Annotated in this window: 17 protein-coding genes; 8 read left to right on the top strand and 9 right to left on the bottom strand. The window is 69.8% G+C overall.

Annotated features, from left to right (window positions below):
* Window positions 1-131: 131 nt before the first annotated feature.
* From JHN63_RS30295 to mshB, 3 genes are all read right to left on the bottom strand, one after another.
* Entirely contained in the window at window positions 132-2807 is a 2676-nt protein-coding gene (locus JHN63_RS30295) for a hypothetical protein (RefSeq protein ID WP_200686609.1), read from the bottom strand.
* 150 nt (window positions 2808-2957) lie between these two features.
* Window positions 2958-3380, bottom strand: a complete 423-nt coding sequence (locus JHN63_RS30290; protein WP_200686607.1) for a DUF6113 family protein — start codon at window positions 3378-3380, stop codon at window positions 2958-2960.
* Window positions 3377-4234: an N-acetyl-1-D-myo-inositol-2-amino-2-deoxy-alpha-D-glucopyranoside deacetylase gene (gene mshB, locus JHN63_RS30285; RefSeq protein WP_200686605.1), complete on the bottom strand. Its 858-nt coding sequence runs from the start codon at window positions 4232-4234 to the stop codon at window positions 3377-3379. The genes JHN63_RS30290 and mshB overlap by 4 nt, the downstream gene beginning before the upstream one ends.
* A gap of 203 nt (window positions 4235-4437) precedes the next feature.
* Here mshB and JHN63_RS30280 point away from each other — a divergent pair, with 203 nt between their 5' ends.
* Genes JHN63_RS30280 through JHN63_RS30270 form a run of 3 tightly spaced genes read left to right on the top strand, consistent with a single transcriptional unit; the run spans window position 4438 to window position 6829 of the window.
* Entirely contained in the window at window positions 4438-5259 is an 822-nt protein-coding gene (locus JHN63_RS30280; RefSeq protein WP_234477950.1) for an ABC transporter ATP-binding protein, read from the top strand.
* Window positions 5256-6017, top strand: a complete 762-nt coding sequence (locus JHN63_RS30275; protein ID WP_200686601.1) for an ABC transporter permease — start codon at window positions 5256-5258, stop codon at window positions 6015-6017. The genes JHN63_RS30280 and JHN63_RS30275 overlap by 4 nt, the downstream gene beginning before the upstream one ends.
* A gap of 14 nt (window positions 6018-6031) precedes the next feature.
* The gene (locus JHN63_RS30270) at window positions 6032-6829 is read left to right on the top strand and encodes a MerR family transcriptional regulator (RefSeq protein ID WP_200686599.1); all 798 of its coding nucleotides are present in this window, start codon (window positions 6032-6034) and stop codon (window positions 6827-6829) included.
* A 35-nt stretch (window positions 6830-6864) separates the two neighbouring features.
* Here JHN63_RS30270 and JHN63_RS30265 read toward each other — a convergent pair whose 3' ends face one another.
* Entirely contained in the window at window positions 6865-7059 is a 195-nt protein-coding gene (locus JHN63_RS30265) for a hypothetical protein (RefSeq protein WP_019058412.1), read from the bottom strand.
* 201 nt (window positions 7060-7260) lie between these two features.
* Here JHN63_RS30265 and JHN63_RS30260 point away from each other — a divergent pair, with 201 nt between their 5' ends.
* The gene (locus JHN63_RS30260) at window positions 7261-9381 is read left to right on the top strand and encodes a S9 family peptidase (protein WP_200686597.1); all 2121 of its coding nucleotides are present in this window, start codon (window positions 7261-7263) and stop codon (window positions 9379-9381) included.
* Between the two features lie 151 nt (window positions 9382-9532).
* On the opposite strand, the gene JHN63_RS30255 is transcribed toward JHN63_RS30260, so the two are convergent.
* The 5 genes from JHN63_RS30255 to JHN63_RS30235 are packed head-to-tail and all read right to left on the bottom strand — an operon-like array spanning window position 9533 to window position 15132.
* Window positions 9533-10618, bottom strand: coding sequence for an ABC transporter ATP-binding protein (locus tag JHN63_RS30255; protein WP_200686595.1), 1086 nt, complete (start codon window positions 10616-10618; stop codon window positions 9533-9535).
* Entirely contained in the window at window positions 10611-11585 is a 975-nt protein-coding gene (locus tag JHN63_RS30250; protein WP_200686593.1) for an ABC transporter ATP-binding protein, read from the bottom strand. The genes JHN63_RS30255 and JHN63_RS30250 overlap by 8 nt, the downstream gene beginning before the upstream one ends.
* A gap of 9 nt (window positions 11586-11594) precedes the next feature.
* Window positions 11595-12575, bottom strand: coding sequence for an ABC transporter permease (locus JHN63_RS30245; RefSeq protein WP_200686591.1), 981 nt, complete (start codon window positions 12573-12575; stop codon window positions 11595-11597).
* The gene (locus JHN63_RS30240; protein ID WP_200686589.1) at window positions 12568-13491 is read right to left on the bottom strand and encodes an ABC transporter permease; all 924 of its coding nucleotides are present in this window, start codon (window positions 13489-13491) and stop codon (window positions 12568-12570) included. The genes JHN63_RS30245 and JHN63_RS30240 overlap by 8 nt, the downstream gene beginning before the upstream one ends.
* A 6-nt stretch (window positions 13492-13497) precedes the next feature.
* Complete coding sequence (locus JHN63_RS30235) at window positions 13498-15132, bottom strand: ABC transporter substrate-binding protein (protein WP_200686587.1); 1635 nt, start codon at window positions 15130-15132, stop codon at window positions 13498-13500.
* A 351-nt stretch (window positions 15133-15483) separates the two neighbouring features.
* Here JHN63_RS30235 and JHN63_RS30230 point away from each other — a divergent pair, with 351 nt between their 5' ends.
* The 4 genes from JHN63_RS30230 to JHN63_RS30215 all read left to right on the top strand — a co-directional run.
* Window positions 15484-17364, top strand: coding sequence for an ABC transporter substrate-binding protein (locus JHN63_RS30230; RefSeq protein ID WP_234477949.1), 1881 nt, complete (start codon window positions 15484-15486; stop codon window positions 17362-17364).
* A gap of 44 nt (window positions 17365-17408) precedes the next feature.
* On the top strand, window positions 17409-18443 hold the full coding sequence (locus JHN63_RS30225) for an ABC transporter permease (RefSeq protein WP_200686583.1): 1035 nt from the start codon (window positions 17409-17411) through the stop codon (window positions 18441-18443).
* Window positions 18440-19354 (top strand): ABC transporter permease, encoded by a 915-nt coding sequence (locus JHN63_RS30220; protein WP_200686581.1) that lies wholly within the window; start codon window positions 18440-18442, stop codon window positions 19352-19354. Before JHN63_RS30225 ends, JHN63_RS30220 begins: the two co-directional genes overlap by 4 nt.
* Window positions 19351-20060: ABC transporter ATP-binding protein (locus tag JHN63_RS30215; RefSeq protein WP_200686579.1), on the top strand; the 710-nt coding region annotated here is incomplete at its 3' end. The genes JHN63_RS30220 and JHN63_RS30215, both read left to right, overlap by 4 nt.

The following is a 20060-nucleotide window of genomic DNA, read 5'->3' as shown; positions in this document are numbered from 1 at the left end:
TCATGTCCTACGACTGCCAGGTCCTGCGGCTGCCAGGTCCTTCGGCTGTCTTGTCCTGCGGCTGTCTTGTCGTACGACCGAGGGGGCACCCGGCGCTGTGCCGGGTGCCCCCTCGTGGGGCCGGTCGGGTGCTAGTTGGGGGTCGTGTCGATGATCCCCACCCGGTCGGTCTTGCTGATCAGGGCCTGGCGCAGGGCGATGTAGACCTCCTGCGGTGTGACGGCCGTCTTCTGGCCGCCGGCGCGAGTGATCGTCACGCCGTCGAAGGTGCTGCCGTAGAGCGCCTTCAGGGCGGCCAGGTCGGGGCTGTCGGTGAGCTTGCCGTTCACGGCCTTCACCCTGAGGAACTTCCACAGGGAGTTCTTCGGGCTCAGCGGCAGGGTGATCCCGGTGTCCGTCTTGACCTTGACGAGGTCGGACATCGCCGGCTCCGCGAAGGCCTTCATCTCGCGGTCGACCTCGGCGTTCGTGATCGTCGGCTGCTTGGTGGTCGTCGGGACGGTCACCGTGGCGGCCGTGCCGGTCTCCACCTCGCTGCGGTACGCCTTCTCGACGGCGTCGACGGACGCGCTCGCGTCGATCGCCTTGCCCGCCTTGCCGTAGACGGCGACGGCCTTGCCGGAGGTGAACTGGATCGTGCCCTCGGTGACCGCGCCGGAGCCGGAGCCGCCGCCGAGGTCGGAGAGGGCGGCGGTCAGCTTTTCCTCGTCGACCGGCATGACGGGGTCGACGACCCGGTGCTGGCCGAAGAGCGAGCCGATCACCGAGACCGGGTTGTAGTCGCTGGTGGCGGCCGCGCTGACGGTGGCCGCGGTGTCGAACTGCAGCCCCGCCTGGTCCGGCTTGAGCGAGACCGTCTTGCCGCCGACCGACAGCTTCAGCGGCTTGTCCACCCGGTCGCCGAACGCGTCGTCGAGCTTCTTGACAGCGTCGTCACGGGTGCTGCCGCCGATGTCGACGCCGAGCACGGTGGTGCCCTTGGGCACGTCGGTGTGGTTCATCAGCAGACCGGCGCCGTACACGCCGCCCGCGATGACGAACACGCCGACGAGGAGCAGGGCCGACTTGCTGCGGCCCTTCTTCTTTTTCTTCGCGCCCTTGCCCGCCTTCTTCCCGGCGGGCGCGCTCTGCGCCGAACCGGGCTCGGGCGTCTTCGGGGGCGTGTGCGGCAGCGGTCCGTCGGGGTGGGTACCGGTGCCGAACGGCGAGGTCCCGGCACCCGGCACGACCGGCATACCGCTGGTGACGGTGTGTCCGGAGACCTGGTCGGCGGGGGCGCCGTAGCCCTGGCCACCGGGGCCGGGGGCCGGCTTCTGCGGGGTGAGGATCGCGGTGTCGTCGCTGAGCCCACCGCCGGGGATCATGCCGCCGGGGAGACTCGCACCGCCGGGACCGCCGGGACCCGTTCCGGGGCCGCCAGGACCCATGCCGGGACCGCCGGGGCCGCCGGGACCCGCGCCAGGACCGCCAGGCCCACCGGGACCACCAGGGTTGCCAGGCCTGCCGCGGCCGCCGTGTCGGCCGGAGGACGCACCCGGGGCGCCGGGAACGCCCGGACCACCCGGACCGGCGAGTCCAGCGGGACCGCCGGCGCCGTTCGGGCCGCCCGGGCCGTCCGCGTAGCCGCTCGGCGCGCCCTGTGCCCCGCCCATGGGGCCGGGCGGCAGCATCAGGCCGTTGCCGGTGACCGGACCGGCGGTCGGGCCCGCGGGGCCCTCGGGGCCGCCCTGACCACCGCGCCCGTTCGGGCCGTTGAAACCGCTGGGTCCACCCGGACCACCGGGACCGCCCGGACCCATGCCCTGGCCGCCCGGTCCGGGGAACTGTTCGGCTCGCGGGCCGGGGCCGCCCGAGCCGGGGAAACCACCGAGCTCATCCTGGCCGTTGGACCCCGGGAACCCTCCCAGCTCGCCCTGACCGTTGGGGGACCCGGGATAACCGCCCAGCTCGCCCTGGCCGTTGGGTTCGGGATAGCCGCCCGGGGCGCCGGGTCCCGCAGGTCCCGGGAAACCGCCCTGCTGCCCGTTCTCCGAGAAGTACGGCAGGTCGTCGCGGCGCGGTTCGCCCGGGCCGCCGTTGGGGCCGGAGGCGCCGTTCGGGCGTGACCCGTTGGGCCCCCGCGGTCCCGCCGCCAGTGCCTCGGTGACGTCGAAGGAGCCGGTGCCGCCGCCGTGTCCGGGGGCGACCGGTCCGGCGCCGGTGGCACCGCCGATTCCGGCGCCGTTCGTGCCGCCGCCCGCGCCGGGCTGGCGGGTGGTGCCGGTGACGCTCATGCCGCCGACCACACCGCCGGGACGAGCGCCGCCGGGACGATTGCCGGCGGGCGCGCCGGAAGCCGGCGCACTCGGGGCGCCCGCGGCCGAACCGCCGGGAATTCCCGCCCCGTTGGTGCCGCCACCGCTCTGACCGCCCTTCGCGGGGCCGGACTTGCGGGGCGCGAACCAGTCGCTCGTCTTCTCCTCGGCGCCGGGCAGCGCGAGTTCGGCGGTCGGCTCGACGACGCCCGTGGGCAGCGCGGAACTCGGCAACTGCGTCTCGGCGGTCGTGGATCCGTCGCCGGACCCGCTGTCCGCGACGGGCGTGCGCACGACGACAGGCGGAATGGGCCGCGAACCGGGGATGTTGATCCGGATCCGGGTCGTCAGCGTCGTCTCGGTCTTGCGTTCCTCCGGCTGCGCGGCCGAACGCCCCGCATCCGTACGGTCGTCGGAAGCCGCGGGCGTCCCGTACGGCGGGGTCCCCGAGGGGTAAGCGGCTCCGCCGCGCCCGTCGGGCCCGGAGGACGGAGTGTCAGTTTCACGACTCAAGGCAGGTTCTCCCGGTTGGCTCCGCCGCCCGACACCCACGGGCGACTCGGCGGCGCGCACCACCATACTGGCCACTTCTTGGCGGTATCCCACGGCCGCTGGGGAAACCCACACCGGACTCGCACGCGCGCCTCACCGCGAAGTGGTACGTCACTTGCCAAGTCGGACGTCAGAGCCGCTTGGTTGCCGCCCCAAACCCAACGTGGCACACATCACAGCCACAGCCATCCCGCCGAGCAGGAAGAGGTAGGAACCGACTCCCGCGCCGAAGAGGAAATCACCCTCCGGTCTACTGGCGGTGAGCAGGATGACGGCGACCATCCAGCCCGCGGCGGGCGCCACGGCCCCGCCTCTCCCGTCGGCCGCTCTCGCCCCGCCGAGGAACAGTCCGGCCGCTCCGACGAGCGCGAGCAGCAGCCCGCCGGGGAACCACGCGGCCTGCACCAGCGCCCCCGCCACCCCGACGACGGCGCCGAGCACGAAGAGCACGAGGTAGGCCAACACCCTTAGCCCGGAAGGCCGTTGCAACGGCTGGGCGAGCAGACTCCCGCCGCCCTGATGGGTACTCGTCACAGGCCCAGCCCTTCGAAGAGGTCGGTCTCGGGCGCCCCACCGGGTACCCCCTGGACCAACTCGTAGTACTCGGTGGTGAACACGGGCTGCGCGAGCTCGTTCGAGAGCGCGAAGTACGGCTGGTCCGGGGCGACTTCGAGCTGCGTGGCGTGCGCGCGCAGCGCGGCGGTCTTGGCGGCGGCATACGCGCCGCCGTCGACCGCGGCGGTGATCAGCTCGCCGTCCACGACACCCGGTACGTCGTCCACGGCGGCCGCGGCGGCGAAGGGCAGCCCCGGCAGCGCGTCACGCAACCGCGCGAACCCCTCTTCCACGACGCTCCGGGGCACCCGGTTCCAGTAGACCTTGGCAATCGACTGCCCGGCGTCGGCGGCGAGTTGGACGGCGCGCATGGCGACGCGGTGGGCCTGGATGTGGTCGGGGTGGCCGTAGCCGCCGTCGGGGTCGTAGGTGACCAGCACCTGGGGCCGGATCTCGCGGATCACCTCGACGAGATGCCCGGCGGCCTCGTCGAGATCGGCCCGCCAGAAGCAGCCGGGGTCGTCGTTGTCCGAGGTGCCCATCATCCCGGAGTCCCGGTACCGCCCGGGCCCGCCCAGCAGGCGGTGGTCGGTGACCCCGAGCGCCTTCATGGCCGCGGCGAGCTCCCGCTCCCGCTCCTCGGCCAGCCCGGCGCCCGACAGATGCCGTAGCGCGGGCGGGATGATCTCGCCGCGCTCACCGAGCGTGCACGTGATCAGTGTCACGTGCGCACCCTCGGCCAGGTACTTGGCCATCGTCGCGCCGTTGTTGATCGACTCGTCGTCCGGATGCGCGTGCACCAGCAGCAGACGACGGGCGGGCAGTTCGGTCATGGGTCCACCCTACGAGGCCCGCGGAGTCCGGGGACGACGGTGGGGCCGACCTCGTGTCCCGACCGCGCGCGCCCAGCGCCTCACACCCCTCGCCGTCCGCACCGACGACGGCCTTGACCTTGACGCTGGGTCAACCCTCCATCCTTCCGGCAGGAGCCTTCCGGGCAGCCGCCCGGAAGGCTCCGCGAAGGAGGCAGATGACCATGACAGCCCAATCGATCGCCGGTCCGGCGATGCGCGTACAGGGTCTGGAGAAGTCGTACGGGACCCTCGACGTGCTGCGCGGGGTGGACTTCGACGTGGCGCCGGGGAGCATCTTCGCCCTGCTCGGCTCCAACGGGGCGGGCAAGACCACGACCGTGCGGATCCTCGCCACGCTCCTGAAGGCCGACGCCGGGACGGCGAGCGTCAACGGCTTCGACGTCGCCGCGCGACCGGCGGACGTACGCGAGTCCATCAGTCTCACGGGGCAGTTCGCGGCCGTCGACGAGATCCTCAGCGGCCGGGAGAACCTCGCCCTCGTCGCCAGGCTGCGCCACCTCGATGACCCCGGCGCGATCGCGGACGGTCTGCTGCGGCGGTTCTCGCTGACCGAGGCGGGCGCCCGACGGGTGTCGACGTACTCGGGCGGGATGCGCCGCCGGCTGGACATCGCGATGAGCCTCGTCGGCGACTCCCCGGTGATCTTCCTGGACGAGCCGACGGCCGGACTCGACCCCGAGGCGCGCATCGAGGTGTGGGACGCGGTCAGGGAGCTGGCCGGCCACGGGACGACGGTGCTGCTCACCACGCAGTACCTGGAGGAGGCCGAGCAGCTGGCCGACCGGATCGCGATCCTCCACCAGGGCCGGATCATCGTGACCGGCACCCTCGCCGAGCTCAAGCAGGCCTTCCCGCCCGCCAAGGTCGAGTACGTCGAGAAGCAGCCGACCCTGGAGGAGATCTTCCTCGCGGTCATCGGCGCGGACACCAAGAGCGACACCCATGACATGACGACCGGACCGACAACCGGGGGACACCGATGACCGCGTACTTCTTCAGCGACACCGCCGCGCTCACGGGTCGCACCCTGCGCCATGTCACCCGCAGCATGGACACCATCATCACGACCGCGATCACGCCGGTCGCCATGATGCTGATGTTCGTCTACGTCTTCGGCGGCGCCATCGACACCGGGTCGGTCCCGTACGTGACCTACATGCTGCCCGGCATCCTGCTCATGACCATCGCGTCGGGCGTCTCCTACACCGCGTACCGGCTGTTCACCGATGTGAAGAGCGGGATCTTCGAGCGGTTCCAGTCCATGCCGATCGCGCGGTCGGGGGTGCTGTGGGCCCATGTCGTCACTTCGCTGGTCGCCAACCTGATCGCGCTCGTACTGGTCGTGGGCGTCGCCCTGCTCATGGGCTTCCGCTCGGGGGCCGGAGTGCCGGCCTGGCTCGCGGTCGCCGGCATCCTGCTTCTGTTCACCCTGGCGCTGACCTGGCTCGCCGTGATCCCCGGGCTCTCCGCGTCGTCGGTCGAGGGGGCGGGCGCGTTCGCCTACCCGCTCATCTTCCTGCCGTTCGTCAGCTCGGCGTTCGTGCCCACGAGGACGATGCCCGGGCCGGTGCGCTGGTTCGCCGAGCATCAGCCGGTGACGTCGATCGTCGACACGATCCGCGCGCTGTTCACCGGGCGGCCGGTCGGTGACGACATCTGGAGCGCGCTCGCGTGGTGCCTGGGCATCCTGGTCGTGGCGTACGTCTTCGCGATGACCGCCTACCGCCGGAAGATCGCCTGAGGCAGGCTGGGACCATGCTCACCATCAGCCAGCTGGCGGCGTATGCCGGGGTGACGGTACGGGCGGTGCGCCACTACCACCAGATAGGGCTGCTGCCCGAACCCGAGCGCGACCGGTCCGGGTACCGGACCTACGACGCCGCCGCGGTCGTACGACTGATCCGGATCCGTACCCTGGCCGACGCGGGTGTGCCGCTGGCCAGGGTGCAGGAACTCCTCGACGCCGGGCCGGCGGAGTTCGCCGACGGCGTCCGGGACATCGACAAGGACCTGCGCGCCGAGATCCGACGGCTGCGGGACACCCGCGGCCGACTCGCCCGGCTCGCCGCCGGAGAGCAACTGACGCTCCCCCAGAGCGTCGTGGACTATCTCGACCGGCTGCGCGGTCTGGGCGTCGGGGCGCGCTACATCGAGTTGGAGCGGGATGCCTGGATCATGATCGCCGCGCAGGTGCCGCAGCAGATCGACGCCGTGATCGCCAAGAAGCACGAGGAGTTGGACGACCCCGACATGGTGCGGCTCTACGGCTTCTTCACGGGGGAGCTCGACTGGCGGGCCGACGATCCACGGATAGTCGAGGTCGCCGACATCCTGGAGCGTCTGATGATCCGCGCCGTGGAAGCCGGTGAGGCGGGTGACGACGGCTTCGACGATCAGTTCGTCGCCCTGATGGACTCGGCCATGCTGGAGTCCGCGCCGGGCGCCGAACGGGTGTTGGCGATCCTGAATGAGCGCGGCTGGAGGGGCTGGACCCGCGTCGAGCGCGTGCCGACCGCACAGGAGACCCGGCAGCATCCGACGGGCCGGGAGTAGCGTCCGGCCCCCCGTCTCCGAGGGGCCGAAGCCCGTCAGAACTTGATACTGCCGATCATGCTCGCGATGTTGGTCGTGAGATCGCTGATCGTGGGCGCGATGGTCGAGGAGGCCAGATAGAAGCCCAGGAGGACACAGACGACCGCATGTCCGCCCTTCAGCCCTGATTTCTTGACCAGAAGGAAGACGACGATCGCCAGCAGCACCACCGCCGAAATCGAGAGTGCCACGGCGGCTCACCTCCAATGATCCCAGGGACTAGGGGGTCGGACTATGGGGGCAACGGATCCATGGGGTGGATCCCTACGGCAAATCCATACAGCAGCCAGCAGGTTCATACCCACCCAGCGCTAGTGATCATAACTATCCGCGCTCGCGCATCGCTCGGCGCACAGCCGCACAAGGGGGCGCATGGCCAATATGGTCGGGGTATGACGACCGAGGCTGACTCCTTCCCCCGACGGCACGCCCGTACCCAGCAGTTCACGCTCGGCGCGCCGCGCGCGTTCACCGTGTCGCCCGACGGTGCGCGGGTCGTGTTCCTGCGTTCCGCTTCCGGCACGGACCGGGCGAACGCGCTGTGGGTCCTCGATCCGGCGGACGGCACCGAGCGCGTGGTGGCCGACCCGCAGGCCCTGTTGGGCGGTGCCGCGGAGCACCTCTCGGCGCAGGAGCGGGCGCGTCGCGAGCGCAGCCGTGAGGGCGGTGCGGGGATCGTCGGCTACGCCACCGACAGCGAGGCCGAGTTGGCGTCTTTCGCCTTGTCAGGGCGGCTTTTCACGGCCGAGCTGCGGGCCGGTACGACACGTCAACTCCGCGTCCCCGGACCGGTGATCGACCCCCGGCCCGCCCCCGACGGACGGCACATCGCCTACGTCACCGGCGGCGCCCTGCGCGTCGTAGGCGCCGAGGGTGAGGGTGACCGGGCGCTGGCCGAGCCGGAGTCGGAGCAAGTCACCTATGGATTGGCCGAGTTCATCGCCGCGGAGGAGATGAGCCGGACGCGTGGCTTCTGGTGGTCGCCGGAGTCGGACCGGCTGCTGGTCGCCCGCGCGGACGACACGCCGGTACAGCGCTGGTGGATCGCCGACCCGGCCCGTCCGGAGCGCGAGCCGCAGCGGGTCGCGTACCCGGCGGCGGGCACCGCGAACGCGGACGTACGGCTGTATGTCGTCGGGTTGGACGGGACGCGTACGGAGGTCGTCTGGGACCGGGCGCGGTATCCGTATCTGGCGCAAGTGCACTGGTCAGCGGCGGGTGCGCCGCTGCTGCTCGTGCAGGCCCGGGACCAGCGCAGCCAGCTGTTCCTGGCGGTGGAGCCGGACACCGGGGCGACCCGGATGGTGCATGCCGACGAAGATCCAGTTTGGCTTGATCTTTTCCCTGGTGTGCCGTGCTGGAGCCCCTCGGGACGGCTCGTGCGGATCGCCGACGAGGGCGGCGCGCGGGTGCTCGCGGTGGGTGAACGCCTGCTCACAGGGCCGCAGTTGCACGTCCGCGCGGTGCTGGACGTCTCCGACGACCATGTGCTGGTGTCGGCCTCGGCGGGCGAGGCCGCGCCCGCCCCGGAGACCGGCGAGGTGCATGTGTATCGCGTCAACGAGCTCGGGCTGGAGCGTCTCTCGCACGAGCCCGGCGTGCACTCGGCGGTGCGCGCCGGGGGCGTGACCGTGCTGCTGTCGGCGGTGCCGGACCGGCCGGGCACGCGGGTCCAGGTACTGCGCGAGGGCAAGAAGACGGTGACCGTCACGTCGCACGCCGAAGATCCCGGTATGTCACCGCGCATCACGTTCACCGAGGGGGGCGCACGGCGCGTCCCGTGCGCCCTGCTTATGCCACGGGACTACGACGACACCACCCCGCTCCCCGTCCTCATGGACCCCTACGGCGGTCCGCACGGCCCGCGCGTGGTCGCCGCCCACAACGCGCACCTCACCTCGCAGTGGTTCGCGGACCAGGGTTTCGCGGTGCTCGTCGCCGACGGCCGGGGCACCCCGGGCCGCTCACCGGCATGGGAGAAGGCCGTCCACCGCGACTTCACCGTCTCCCTGGACGACCAGATCGACGCCCTCCAGGACCTCGCCAAGAGCCACCCGCTCGACCTCTCCCGGGTCGCCATCAGGGGCTGGTCGTACGGGGGTTGGCTCGCGGGGCTCGCCGTGCTGCGCCGCCCGGACGTCTTCCACGCGGGCATCGCGGGCGCCCCGGTCACCGACTGGCGGCTCTACGACACCCACTACACGGAGCGGTACCTCGGCGACCCGGCCAAGGACCCGGAGGCGTACGCGAAGAGCGGTCTGGTGACGGACGACGGGCTGTCCGCGCCCGCCGAGCCGCAGCGCCCGCTGATGGTCGTGCACGGTCTCGCCGACGACAACGTGGTGGCCGCGCACACCCTGCGGCTGTCCTCCGCGCTGCTGGCCGCCGGCCGCCCGCACGAGGTGCTGCCGCTGTCCGGGGTGACCCACATGACCCCGCAGGAACAGGTCGCGGAGAACCTGCTGCTGCTCCAAGTGGACTTCCTGAAGCGCTCGTTGGGGCTCACCCGCTGACAACGGGCAACGGACCGGGGCGACATGGCGCGCCCCGGTCCGTTTACGGCACCCGCACGGCCGTACGTTGTTCAGGTTGACGCGTCCGTATATCGAGACCGGGTCGGCCGAGTTGCCTGCGTGTTAACGCGGTTGATGCCTGTTTGTGGTGTTATTCCGCCCCATCCGCAAGATCGTCCGGGGTCGCCGCGGGGGTTTCGCCGAGGGTTTCCTCGTGGGGTACGACCGTCTTCTCCTCGGCGAAGTGACAGGCCGAGTCGTGCGCGGCGGGCCCGCTCGCGAGCCGGAACTCGGCCGGTACGGCGAGCAGCGGCACCTCCAGCGAGCAGCGCTCCTGTGCCTTCCAGCAGCGGGTGCGGAAGCGGCAGCCGGACGGGACGTTCGTCGGCGAGGGCACGTCACCCGACAGGATGATCCGCTCCCGGTGCTCGCGCGCGTCCGGGTCGGGCACGGGGACGGCGGAGAGCAGCGCCTGGGTGTACGGGTGCGTCGGGTGGTCGTAGATCTCCTCGTCCTTGCCGATCTCCACGATCCGGCCGAGGTACATGACGCCGACCCGGTCCGAGATGTGCCGGACGATCGACAGGTCGTGCGCGATGAAGATGTACGAGAGGTCGAACTCGTCCTGGAGGCGGTCGAGGAGGTTGATGACCTGGGCCTGGACGGAGACGTCGAGCGCGGAGACGGGTTCGTCGGCGACGATGACCTCGGGGCGCAGGGCCAACCCCCGTGCGATGCCGATGCGTTGGCGCTGGCCGCCGGAGAACTGGTGCGGATACCGGTTGATGTACTCGGGGTTGAGCCCGACCACGTCCAGCAGATCCTGAACCCGCTTGCGCCGGTCGCCTTTCGGCGCCACCTCGGGGTGGATCTCGTACGGCTCCCCGATGATGTCGCCCACCGTCATCCGGGGGTTGAGGGAGGTGTACGGGTCCTGGAACACCATCTGGATGTTGCGGCGGGCGGCCTTCAGGGCGCGGCCGGACATCTTGCTGATGTCCTCGCCCTTGAACTTGATCGAGCCCTCGGTCGGCCGCTCGAGGTTGACCAGCATCTTGGCGACGGTCGACTTGCCGCAGCCGGACTCCCCGACGATGCCGAGGGTCTCTCCCTTGTCGAGCGCGAAGTCCACACCGTCGACGGCCTTGACGGCACCGACCTGTTTCTTGAAGAGGATGCCCTGGGTCAACGGGTAGTGCTTGACGAGCCCGGTCACCTCCAGGATCGGCTCAACCATTGAGGCACTCCCTCCAGAAGTGACAGGCGCTGCCCCGGTGTTGATCAACCTCGTACAGCTCGGGTTCATCGGTCCGGCACACGTCCTGGGCCATCGGACAACGGGGGTTGAAGGCGCAGCCGGGCGGGATGTGCATGAGGTTCGGCGGCAGGCCCTTGATGGCGTAGAGCTCCTGCCCCTTCTGGTCCAGGCGCGGGATGGAGTCGAGCAGGCCGCGGGTGTACGGGTGGGCGGGCGCCTTGTAGATGTCGTGGACGGGGGCCGACTCGACGATCCGGCCCGCGTACATCACGGCGATCTTGTCGGCGACGTCCGCTACGACCCCGAGGTCGTGGGTGATGAGGATGAGCCCCATGTTGAGCTCGCGCTGCAACTCGGCGAGCAGGTCCATGACCTGGGCCTGGACGGTGACGTCGAGGGCGGTGGTCGGTTCGTCGGCGATGATGAGCGCCGGCTCCAGGGCGAGCGCCATGGCGATCATGATGCGCTGGCGCATACCGCCGGAGAACTGGTGCGGGTAGTCGCGGACGCGTTCCTTGGCGGCCGGGATCCGCACCCGCTCCATCAGCTCGATCGCCTTGGCCCGCGCGTCCTTCCTCGACATCCCCTTGTGCACGATGAACATCTCGCCGAGCTGGTCGCCCACGGAGAGCACGGGGTTGAGCGAGGACAGCGCGTCCTGGAAGATCATCGCCATCTCGGCGCCGCGGACCTTCCGCCGCTCCTCCTCCTTGAACTTCAGCAGGTCCTTGCCCCGGAAGAGGATCTCCCCGCCGGTGATCTTCCCGGGCGGCACATCGAGAATCCCCATCACCGCCTGCGCGGTCACCGACTTCCCGGACCCGGACTCCCCCAGCACGGCGAGGGTCTCCCCCTCGTCCACGCTGTAGTTGACCCCGTTGACGGCCTTGGCGACCCCGTCCCTGGTCCTGAACTCCACGTGCAGGTCCCGCACTTCGAGCAGCATGACGCCACGTCACCTCAACTTCGGATCGAGGGCGTCGCGGACCGCGTCGCCGAGCATGATGAACGCCAGGACGGTGATCGCCAGGGCTCCGGCGGGCCAGAGGAGCATGTGGGGGGCGTTGCGGATGTACTGGGACGCCGCCGAGATGTCGATGCCCCAGCTGACCGTGGGGGGCTTCAGGCCCACGCCGAGGTACGACAGGGTCGCCTCCAGGGAGATGTAGGTGCCGAGGGCGATCGTGGCGACGACGATCACCGGGGCGACCGCGTTCGGGGTGATGTGCCGTAGCAGGAGGCGGGAGTTGGAGGCGCCCAGCGCCCGCGCGGCCTGGACGTAGTCGTTCTGTTTGGCGGTGATGACCGAGCCGCGGGCGATACGGGAGATCTGCGGCCAGCCGAGCAGGACCATGAAGCCGATGACCGGCCAGACCGTGTTGCTGGTGACCACGGACAGCAGGACCAGACCGCCCAGGACCACCGGGATCGCGAAGAAGATGTCGGTGAGGCGGGACAGGATCGAGTCCCAGACCCCGCCGAAGAAGCCGGCGAGGCCGCCCAGTACCGAGCCGAAGATCGCGACCCCCAGCGTGGCGAGGACGCCCACCGTCACCGACGTACGGGTCCCGTACACCGTGCGCGTGTAGACGTCGCAGCCCTGGCCGTCGTAGCCGAAGGGATGGCCCGGTTGGGAGCCCTCCTGGGCCTTGGCGAGATCGCACTTGAGGGGGTTGCCCGAGGCGATCAGGGACGGCCAGAGGGAGATGACGACCAGGAAGAGGATGACCAGCGCGGAGATGATGAAGACCGGGTTGCGGCGCAGGTCCCGCCAGGCGTCGGACCAGAGACTGCGGGGGCGCTCCTGCGGGCCCGTGCCCTCCGGTCCGCCCGGAGTCCTCTCCAGGGTTTCTGCCTCGCTGGTGGCGAGGTCCATTGCCCCGCCCATGCCGGTCGCAGCGATGGCGCGCTCCGGTTCGAACGGCTGCTCAGGCATAGCGGATCCTCGGGTCGAGTACGGCGTACAGGAGGTCGACGAGGAGGTTGGCGATCAGGAACACCAGGACGAGGACCGTCACGAAGCCGACCACCGTCTGGGTGTTCTGACGGACGATGCCCTGGTAGAGCTGGTAGCCGACCCCGTGGATGTTGAAGATCCGCTCGGTGACGATCGCGCCGCCCATCAGCGCGCCGATGTCCGTGCCGATGAACGTCACCACGGGGATGAGCGAGTTGCGCAGCAGGTGACGGATGATCACCCGGTGCCTCGGCAGGCCCTTCGCGACCGCCGTACGGACGTAGTCGGAGCGCCTGTTCTCCGCGATGGACGTCCGGGTCAGCCGGGTCACGTACGCGAGCGAGACCGAGGCCAACACGAGCCCGGGGACGATCAGTTCGCTGAAGGTCGCCTCCGGGGAGACGGACGGTTTGATCCAGCCCCATTCGACGCCGAGCAGCAGTTGCAGCAGCAGACCGGTGACGAAGGTCGGGACGGAGATCACGACGAGGGTGAGCAGCAGCACCGTGGTGTCGATGGGCCGGCCGCGCTTGAGGCCGGTGAGCACCCCGAGCGTGATGCCGATGACGACCTCGAAGACGATCGCGACGACGGTGAGCCGGATGGTGACGGGGAACGCGGTCGACATCAGCTCGGTGACCTTCTGGCCGTTGAACGCCGTCCCGAAGTCACCGGTGAAGACGTTCCCCATGTAGGTCAGGTACTGCTGCCACACGGGCTTGTCGAGGCCGAACTCCCGCTTGAGCTGGGCGGCCGTCGCCGGGTCGCACTGCCGCTCGCCGCACAGGCCCGCGATGGGGTCGCCCATCACGTTCACCATCAGGAAGATCAGCAGGGTGGCGCCGATGAAGACCGGGATCATCTGCAGCAGCCGCCGGACGACGTACCGTCCCATGCGGGCTCAGCCGACCTTGATCTCGTTGTACACGGGGACGCTGAACGGGTTGAGCGCCACGTTGGAGAGCCGCTCCGAATAGCCCGCGCTGCCGTTCTGGTACCAGAGCGGGATGGCGGCCATGTTGTCCCGGACGACTTCCTCGGCCTGCTGGAAGAGCTTGATCGCCTTGCTCGTGTCCGTCTCCGCGTTGGCCTGGTTCACGAGCTTGTCGAAGTCCTTGTTGGACCACTGGCCGTCGTTGGAGGAGGCGTTGGTGTAGTAGAGCGGCTGGAGGAAGTTCTGGATGAGCGGGTAGTCCATCTGCCAGCCGGCCCGGAACGGGCCCGTCATCTTGTGCTGGCCGATCTGGTTGCGGAAGTCCGCGAAGGTGCCGACCGGGTTCCCGACGCACGCCTTGTCGTTGCCGAGCGCGTTGTTGATGGAGTTGCACACGGCGTCCACCCACTCCTTGTGCGAGCCCGTGTCCGCGTTGTACGTGATCTTGACCTGCCCGCCGGGAAGACCGCCGCCCTCCTGGACGAGCTTCTTCGCCTCGGTCGGGTTGTACTTGCAGGCGTCGCCGCACAGCCCGTCCTGGAAGCCGCCCTCGGTGCCGAGCACCGGGGAGGTCCAGTCGGTGGCCGGGGTGCGGGTCTTCTGGAAGATCGTGGTGGTGATCTGGTCCCGGTTGATCGCCATGGACAGGCCCGTGCGGACCTTGTCCGATCCGCTCTTGTTCCAGTTCTTGTCGTAGTACGGGAACGCGAGGGTCTGGATGATCCCGGCGGGCGTGTTGATGTACCGGTCGCCGAGGTCGCTCTTGACGTTCTTGAGCTGCGAGGCCGGGATGTCGTCGACGAGGTCGAGGTTGCCGGCCATCAGGTCGGTGTAGGCGGTGTTGTTGTCGGTGTAGACCTTGAGGGTCACACCGCCGTTCTGCGCCTTGTCCTCCCCTGTGTACCCGTCCCACTTCTTGAGCTGCATCTGCGAGCCCTTGGTGTACGACGAGATCGTGTACGGCCCGTTGCCTACCGGCTTCTTCAGCCAGGCCGCGTGGTCGGAGAAGAACGTCGACGGCAGCGGCGAGTAGGCCGCGTAGCCGAGGGTGTCCGGGAAGGTGGAGAACTTCTGGGTGAGCTTGATGGTGAAGGTGTCGGTGCCGGTCACCTTGAGCCCGCTGAGCGTGTCCGCGGACTGGGAACCGCTGTCGGGGTGGACCTTGTCGTAGCCCTCGATGTACCCGAAGAAGTACGCGTTCTTCTGGTTGTTCTTGAGGCTGGCGCCGTAGTTCCACGCGTCGACGAACGACTTCGCGGTGACGGCCTCGCCGTTGCTGAACTTCCAGCCGCTCTTGATCGTGACCGTGAAGTTCTGCGAGTCCGTGGTGTCGATCTTGTCGGCGAGCATGTCCTCGGCCTTGCCGCTCTTCGGGTCGTACCGCTTCAGTCCGCGGAAGACCATGTCGAGGACCTTGCCGCCCTGCACCTCGTTGGTGTTGGCCGGCTCCAGCGGGTTCTGCGGGTCGCCCCAGGAGGCGCTGAGCACCGAGCCGCCGTCACCGCCGCCGCCGCTGTCGCTGCTTCCGCCTCCACAGGCGGTCGCCGCGAGGGCTACCGCCGCCGCGCAAGCGGCCCATTTGGCGTGCGTGGCTCCACGCATCGAGTGCCTCCTCAGGAAAGCCGACCCGGATCGATCCAGATCGATCCACTTACCGATCCACTACCGGCCAATATCCGCACAAATGGGACGCCCCGCATACGCAGTCACCCGAATGCAGCACAGGGCACGCGCGAGAAGGGTGACGCCACCGGCCGGAGGGGGGCGACCGCACTGCCAGGGCCCCACCAGGCACGCTTCAGTGGTGTGGACCAATAAACCTCCCAGCGGCCCGTCAACTCCCTGTTTTCGCAGGCCACATGGGCTTTCAGGCACCGTTGACGGGCGCCGACCGCCGCTGATAGACACACTCTTCAACCCAGCCCGGCGACCCCACAGCGCGAGGTCAGGACCATGAGCACTCAGGACCGGAACGGCACGGAGCACTCACGCCCGAGAAGACCCCGACCCCGTCACTTACACCGGCTGGTGGCCGGAGCGGCCGGTGCCCTCGCCCTCACGGCGGCGCTCGCCACCCCCCTCGATCCGGCACCGCACCAGGCCGAGGCCAGGGCCCAGGAGAGCGGCAAGGTCCTCACCGTCGCCGTCGCGCAGAGCGTGGACTCCTTGAGCCCGTTCCTGGCGAGCCGCCTGGTCAGCACGAGCATCGGCCGGCTGATGTACGACTACCTCACCAACTACGACCCCAAGGACAACCACACGATCCCGGGTCTGGCCACCAAGTGGACGTCGTCGCCGGACAAGCTGACCTGGACGTACACGATCCGCTCGGACTCCAAGTGGTCCGACGGGCAGCAGGCCACCGCGAAGGACGCGGCCTGGACGTTCAACACGATGATGACCGACCCGGGTGCCGCCACCGCCAACGGCAGCTTCGTCACCAACTTCGCGAAGGTCACCGCCCCGAGCCCCACCCAGCTGGTCATCCGGCTGAAGAAGCCGCAGGCCACGATGACCGCGCTCGACGTCCCGATCGTGCCCGAGCACATCTGGTCGAAGGCCGGCGACCTCTCCAAGTTCAACAACGACAAGACCTTCCCGATCGTCGGCAACGGCCCGTTCGTCCTCACCGACTACAAGGCCGACAGCTACGTCCGCCTGAAGGCCAACAAGTCCTTCTGGCGCGGGGCACCGAAGTTCGACGAACTCGTCTTCCGCTACTACAAGGACCAGGACGCGGCGGTGGCCGCCCTGCGCAAGGGCGAGGTCTCCTTCGTCGCCGGCTCCCCCTCCCTGACCCCCGCCCAGGCCGCCTCCCTCAAGGGCGAGAAGGACATCAAGGTCAACGACGCCCCCGGCCGCCGCTTCTACGCCCTCGCCACCAACCCCGGCGCCCAGGCGAAGAACGGGCAGCACTTCGGCGACGGCGACCCCTCCCTCCTGAACGAGGACGTCCGACACGCCCTGTTCATGGCGGTCGACCGCACGACCCTCATCGACAAGGTGTTCCAGGGCCACGCCGTCGAGGGCGAGGGCTACCTCCCGCCACGCTTCTCGACCTACTTCTGGAAACCGTCGGCGAGCCAGAAACTCTCCTACGACCCGACGAAGGCGGCCCAACTCCTCGACGGGGCGGGCTACAAGAAGAACGGCGACGGCAAACGCGTCGGCAAGGACGGCAAGCCGATCACCTACCGTCTGCTGTGCCACGCCACCGACCCCAACGACAAGGCGGTCGGCCAGTACCTCAAGGAGTGGTGGGGCAAGCTCGGCATCGGCGTGACGCTCGACTGCCTCGACAACGTCACCGACCCCTGGCTCGCGGGCAAGTACGACCTCGCCTTCGACGGCTGGTCCGTCAACCCCGACCCGGACTTCGTCCTGTCCATCCACACCTGCGCGGCCCTCCCCGCGACACCCAAGGACATCGGCGCGACCGACAACTTCATCTGCGACAAAACGTACGACGCGCTCTACGCCCGGCAGTTGGCCGAGTACGACCCGGCCGCGCGCGCGGACCTCGTCAAGCAGATGGAGTCCCGGCTGTACGACCTCGGGTACATGAACGTGATGGCGTACCCGAACGCCGTCGAGGCCTACCGCACCGACCAGATCAAGTCCATCGAGACGATGCCCAGCGCCGCGGGCAACATCTACGGCCAGGACGGGTACTGGAGTTGGTGGTCCGCGGTGCCCGCGGCCTCCGGCGGTTCGTCGTCCGGCGGGCTCTCGGGCGGGGCGATCACCGGCATCGTCGTCGGGGGCCTGGTGGTCGTCGGTGCGGTCGTGCTGTTCGCGCTACGGCGCCGGGCGACCGCCGAGGACCGGGAGTAGCCGATGGCGCTGATCCTCGACAGCGGTGTGCGGGAGGGCTGTTGATGACAGCCGACGCACTGGTGGAGGAGACGGCCGGACGGGAGACAGGGGCAGGCTCCCGGTCCGGCTACGTCCGCTACGTCGGCGGCAAACTGGGCGGCGCCGTCGTCTCGTTGCTGGCCGTGCTGGTCACCGGGTTCTTCCTGTTCCGGCTGATCCCCGGCGACCCGGTCAAGACGATGACCGGCGGCCGCCCGATCTCGTCCGCCCAACTGGCCCAGTACCGCAAAGAGTTCGGGCTCGATCTGCCGCTGTGGCAGCAGTTCACGGACTACTGCGGCAAGGCGCTGACCGGCGACCTGGGGACGTCGTACCAGTTCCGGGCGCCCGTCATCGACAGGATCGGCGAGGCCCTGCCGAACACCCTGCTGCTCACCGGCACGGCCTTCGTGCTGTACACCGCGCTCGGCATGTTCCTCGGCACCAGGTCGGCCTGGCGGAACGGCAGCCTGTCCGACCGGCTCAACACCGGTCTGGCGCTGACCCTTTACTCCGTCCCGTCGTTCTGGCTCGGGCTGCTGCTGATCATCGTGTTCTCCGTGGGGGTGGGCCCGATCCCCGGGCTGTTCCCGACGGGCGGGATGGAGTCGGGCGGCAAGGAGGGCTTCGCGTACGTGCTGGACGTGGCCCACCATCTGGTGCTGCCCGTGGTCACGTTGGTCGCGGTCGAGTACGGGCAGACCCTGCTGGTCACCCGCTCGGCGCTGCTCGACGAGATGGGCAGCGACTATCTGACGACCGCGCGGGCCAAGGGACTTCGGGACGACCTGGTCCGGCGCCGGCACGCGGTCCCGAACGCGCTGCTGCCGACCGTCACCCTCGTCTTCGTCAACCTCGGCCGGACGGTCGCGGGCGTGATCCTGGTGGAGACGGTCTTCTCCTGGCCCGGTCTGGGCGGGCTGTTCTACCAGGCCCTGAGCGTGCCCGATCTGCCCCTGGTCCAGGGGCTGTTCCTCTTCTTCGCCGCGGCGGTGATCGTCATGAACACACTGGCCGACCTGGTCTATCCGCTGCTCGACCCCCGGGTGGGCCGATGACCACTCCCCCGGTCGCGCAGGCCGGTCCACGAGCGCTCGCGTGGCAGCGCCGACGCCGGTCCGCCGTACGGTTCTGGACCCGCTACCGCACCCACCGGGCCGGGCTGGTCGGCCTGGCCGCGCTCGGTCTGTTCGCACTGGTCGCGCTCACCGCGCCGCTGACGGTCGGCTCCGACGTGTCGAGCGTGACCGACGCGCCGGGCGGCCCGCTGGAGAGCCCGAGCGCCCGATTCCCGCTGGGCACCGACCAGTTCGGCCGCAACCTGCTGGGCCTGGTGGTGTGGGGAGCACGGGTCTCACTCCTCGTCGGCCTGCTCGCGGCGGTGCTGTCGGTGGCGATCGGCGCGGTGGTCGGGATCACCGCCGGGCACTTCCGGGGCGCGTACGGGACCGTGCTGATGCGGATCACCGACTGGTTCCTGGTCATGCCGACGCTGGTGCTGGCGATCGCGCTGGCCACCGTCATGTCCCGCTCGCTCGGGACGGTGATCCTGGCGATCGGCGTGACGACCTGGCCGACGACGGCCCGGCTGGTGCGGGCGCAGACACTGGCGGTGGAGTCACGGCCGTACATCGAACGGGCGCGGGCGCTCGGCGGCGGCCACTGGCACGTGATGACCCGGCACGTCCTGCCCAACGTGATGCCCCTGGTCCTGGCCCAGACGACCCTGATGGTCTCCTCGTCGATCCTCGCGGAGGCGACCCTCGCGTTCCTGGGGCTCGGCGATCCTACGGTGGTGTCGTGGGGCGGGCTGCTCCAGGACGCCCGGGAGGCGGGTGCGGTGAGTTCCGGCGACTGGTGGTATCTGGTGCCGCCAGGTATCGCGATCGCCGTGGTCGCGCTGGCGTTCACGCTGTGCGGGCGCGCGGTGGAGTCGGTCCTCAACCCCCGGCTGGGGGTGGCGAGTTGACCCTTCTGGAGATCCGGAACCTCGAAGTGACCTACCCCGGCGGGATCGCGGCGGTGCGGGGCGTCGACCTGACCCTGACGGCCGGTCAGAAAGTGGGCGTGGCGGGCGAGTCGGGCTGCGGCAAGTCCACTCTGGCCCTCGCGCTGCTCCGGCTGCTGCCGCCGGGGACCCGGGTCTCCGGGGAGATCCTGCTGAACGGCGAGGACGTGCTGACGATGCGGTGGGGGCGGGTGCGGGCGGTCCGCTGGGCCGGTGCCTCGATCGTCTTCCAGGGCGCGATGCACTCCCTCAACCCCGTGCACCGCATCGGCGACCAGATCGCGGAGCCGGTGCTGCTGCATCAGGGGGCGACGGCGGCACAGGCCAGGCGCCGTGCCGGGGAACTGCTGGAACAGGCCGGACTGCCTGCGGCACGCGCGACCGCGTACCCGCACGAACTCTCCGGCGGCCAGCGCCAACGCGTCATGATCGCCATGGCCCTGGCCTGCGCCCCCGAACTGATCATCGCCGACGAGCCGACCACCGCGCTGGACGTGATGATCCAGGCCCAGATCCTGGGCCTGATCGAACACCTGGTCACGGACGAGGACGTGGGCCTGCTGATGATCAGCCACGACCTGGCGATCCTCGCGGACCTCTGCGACCGCCTGGTGGTCATGTACGCGGGCCGGGTCATCGAGGACCCGGCCCGCGTACATGACCACCA

It is taken from the genome of Streptomyces sp. MBT65 (assembly GCF_016612545.1).
Lineage (GTDB): Bacteria > Actinomycetota > Actinomycetes > Streptomycetales > Streptomycetaceae > Streptomyces.
This window is presented reverse-complemented; position numbering and strand designations above follow the sequence as displayed.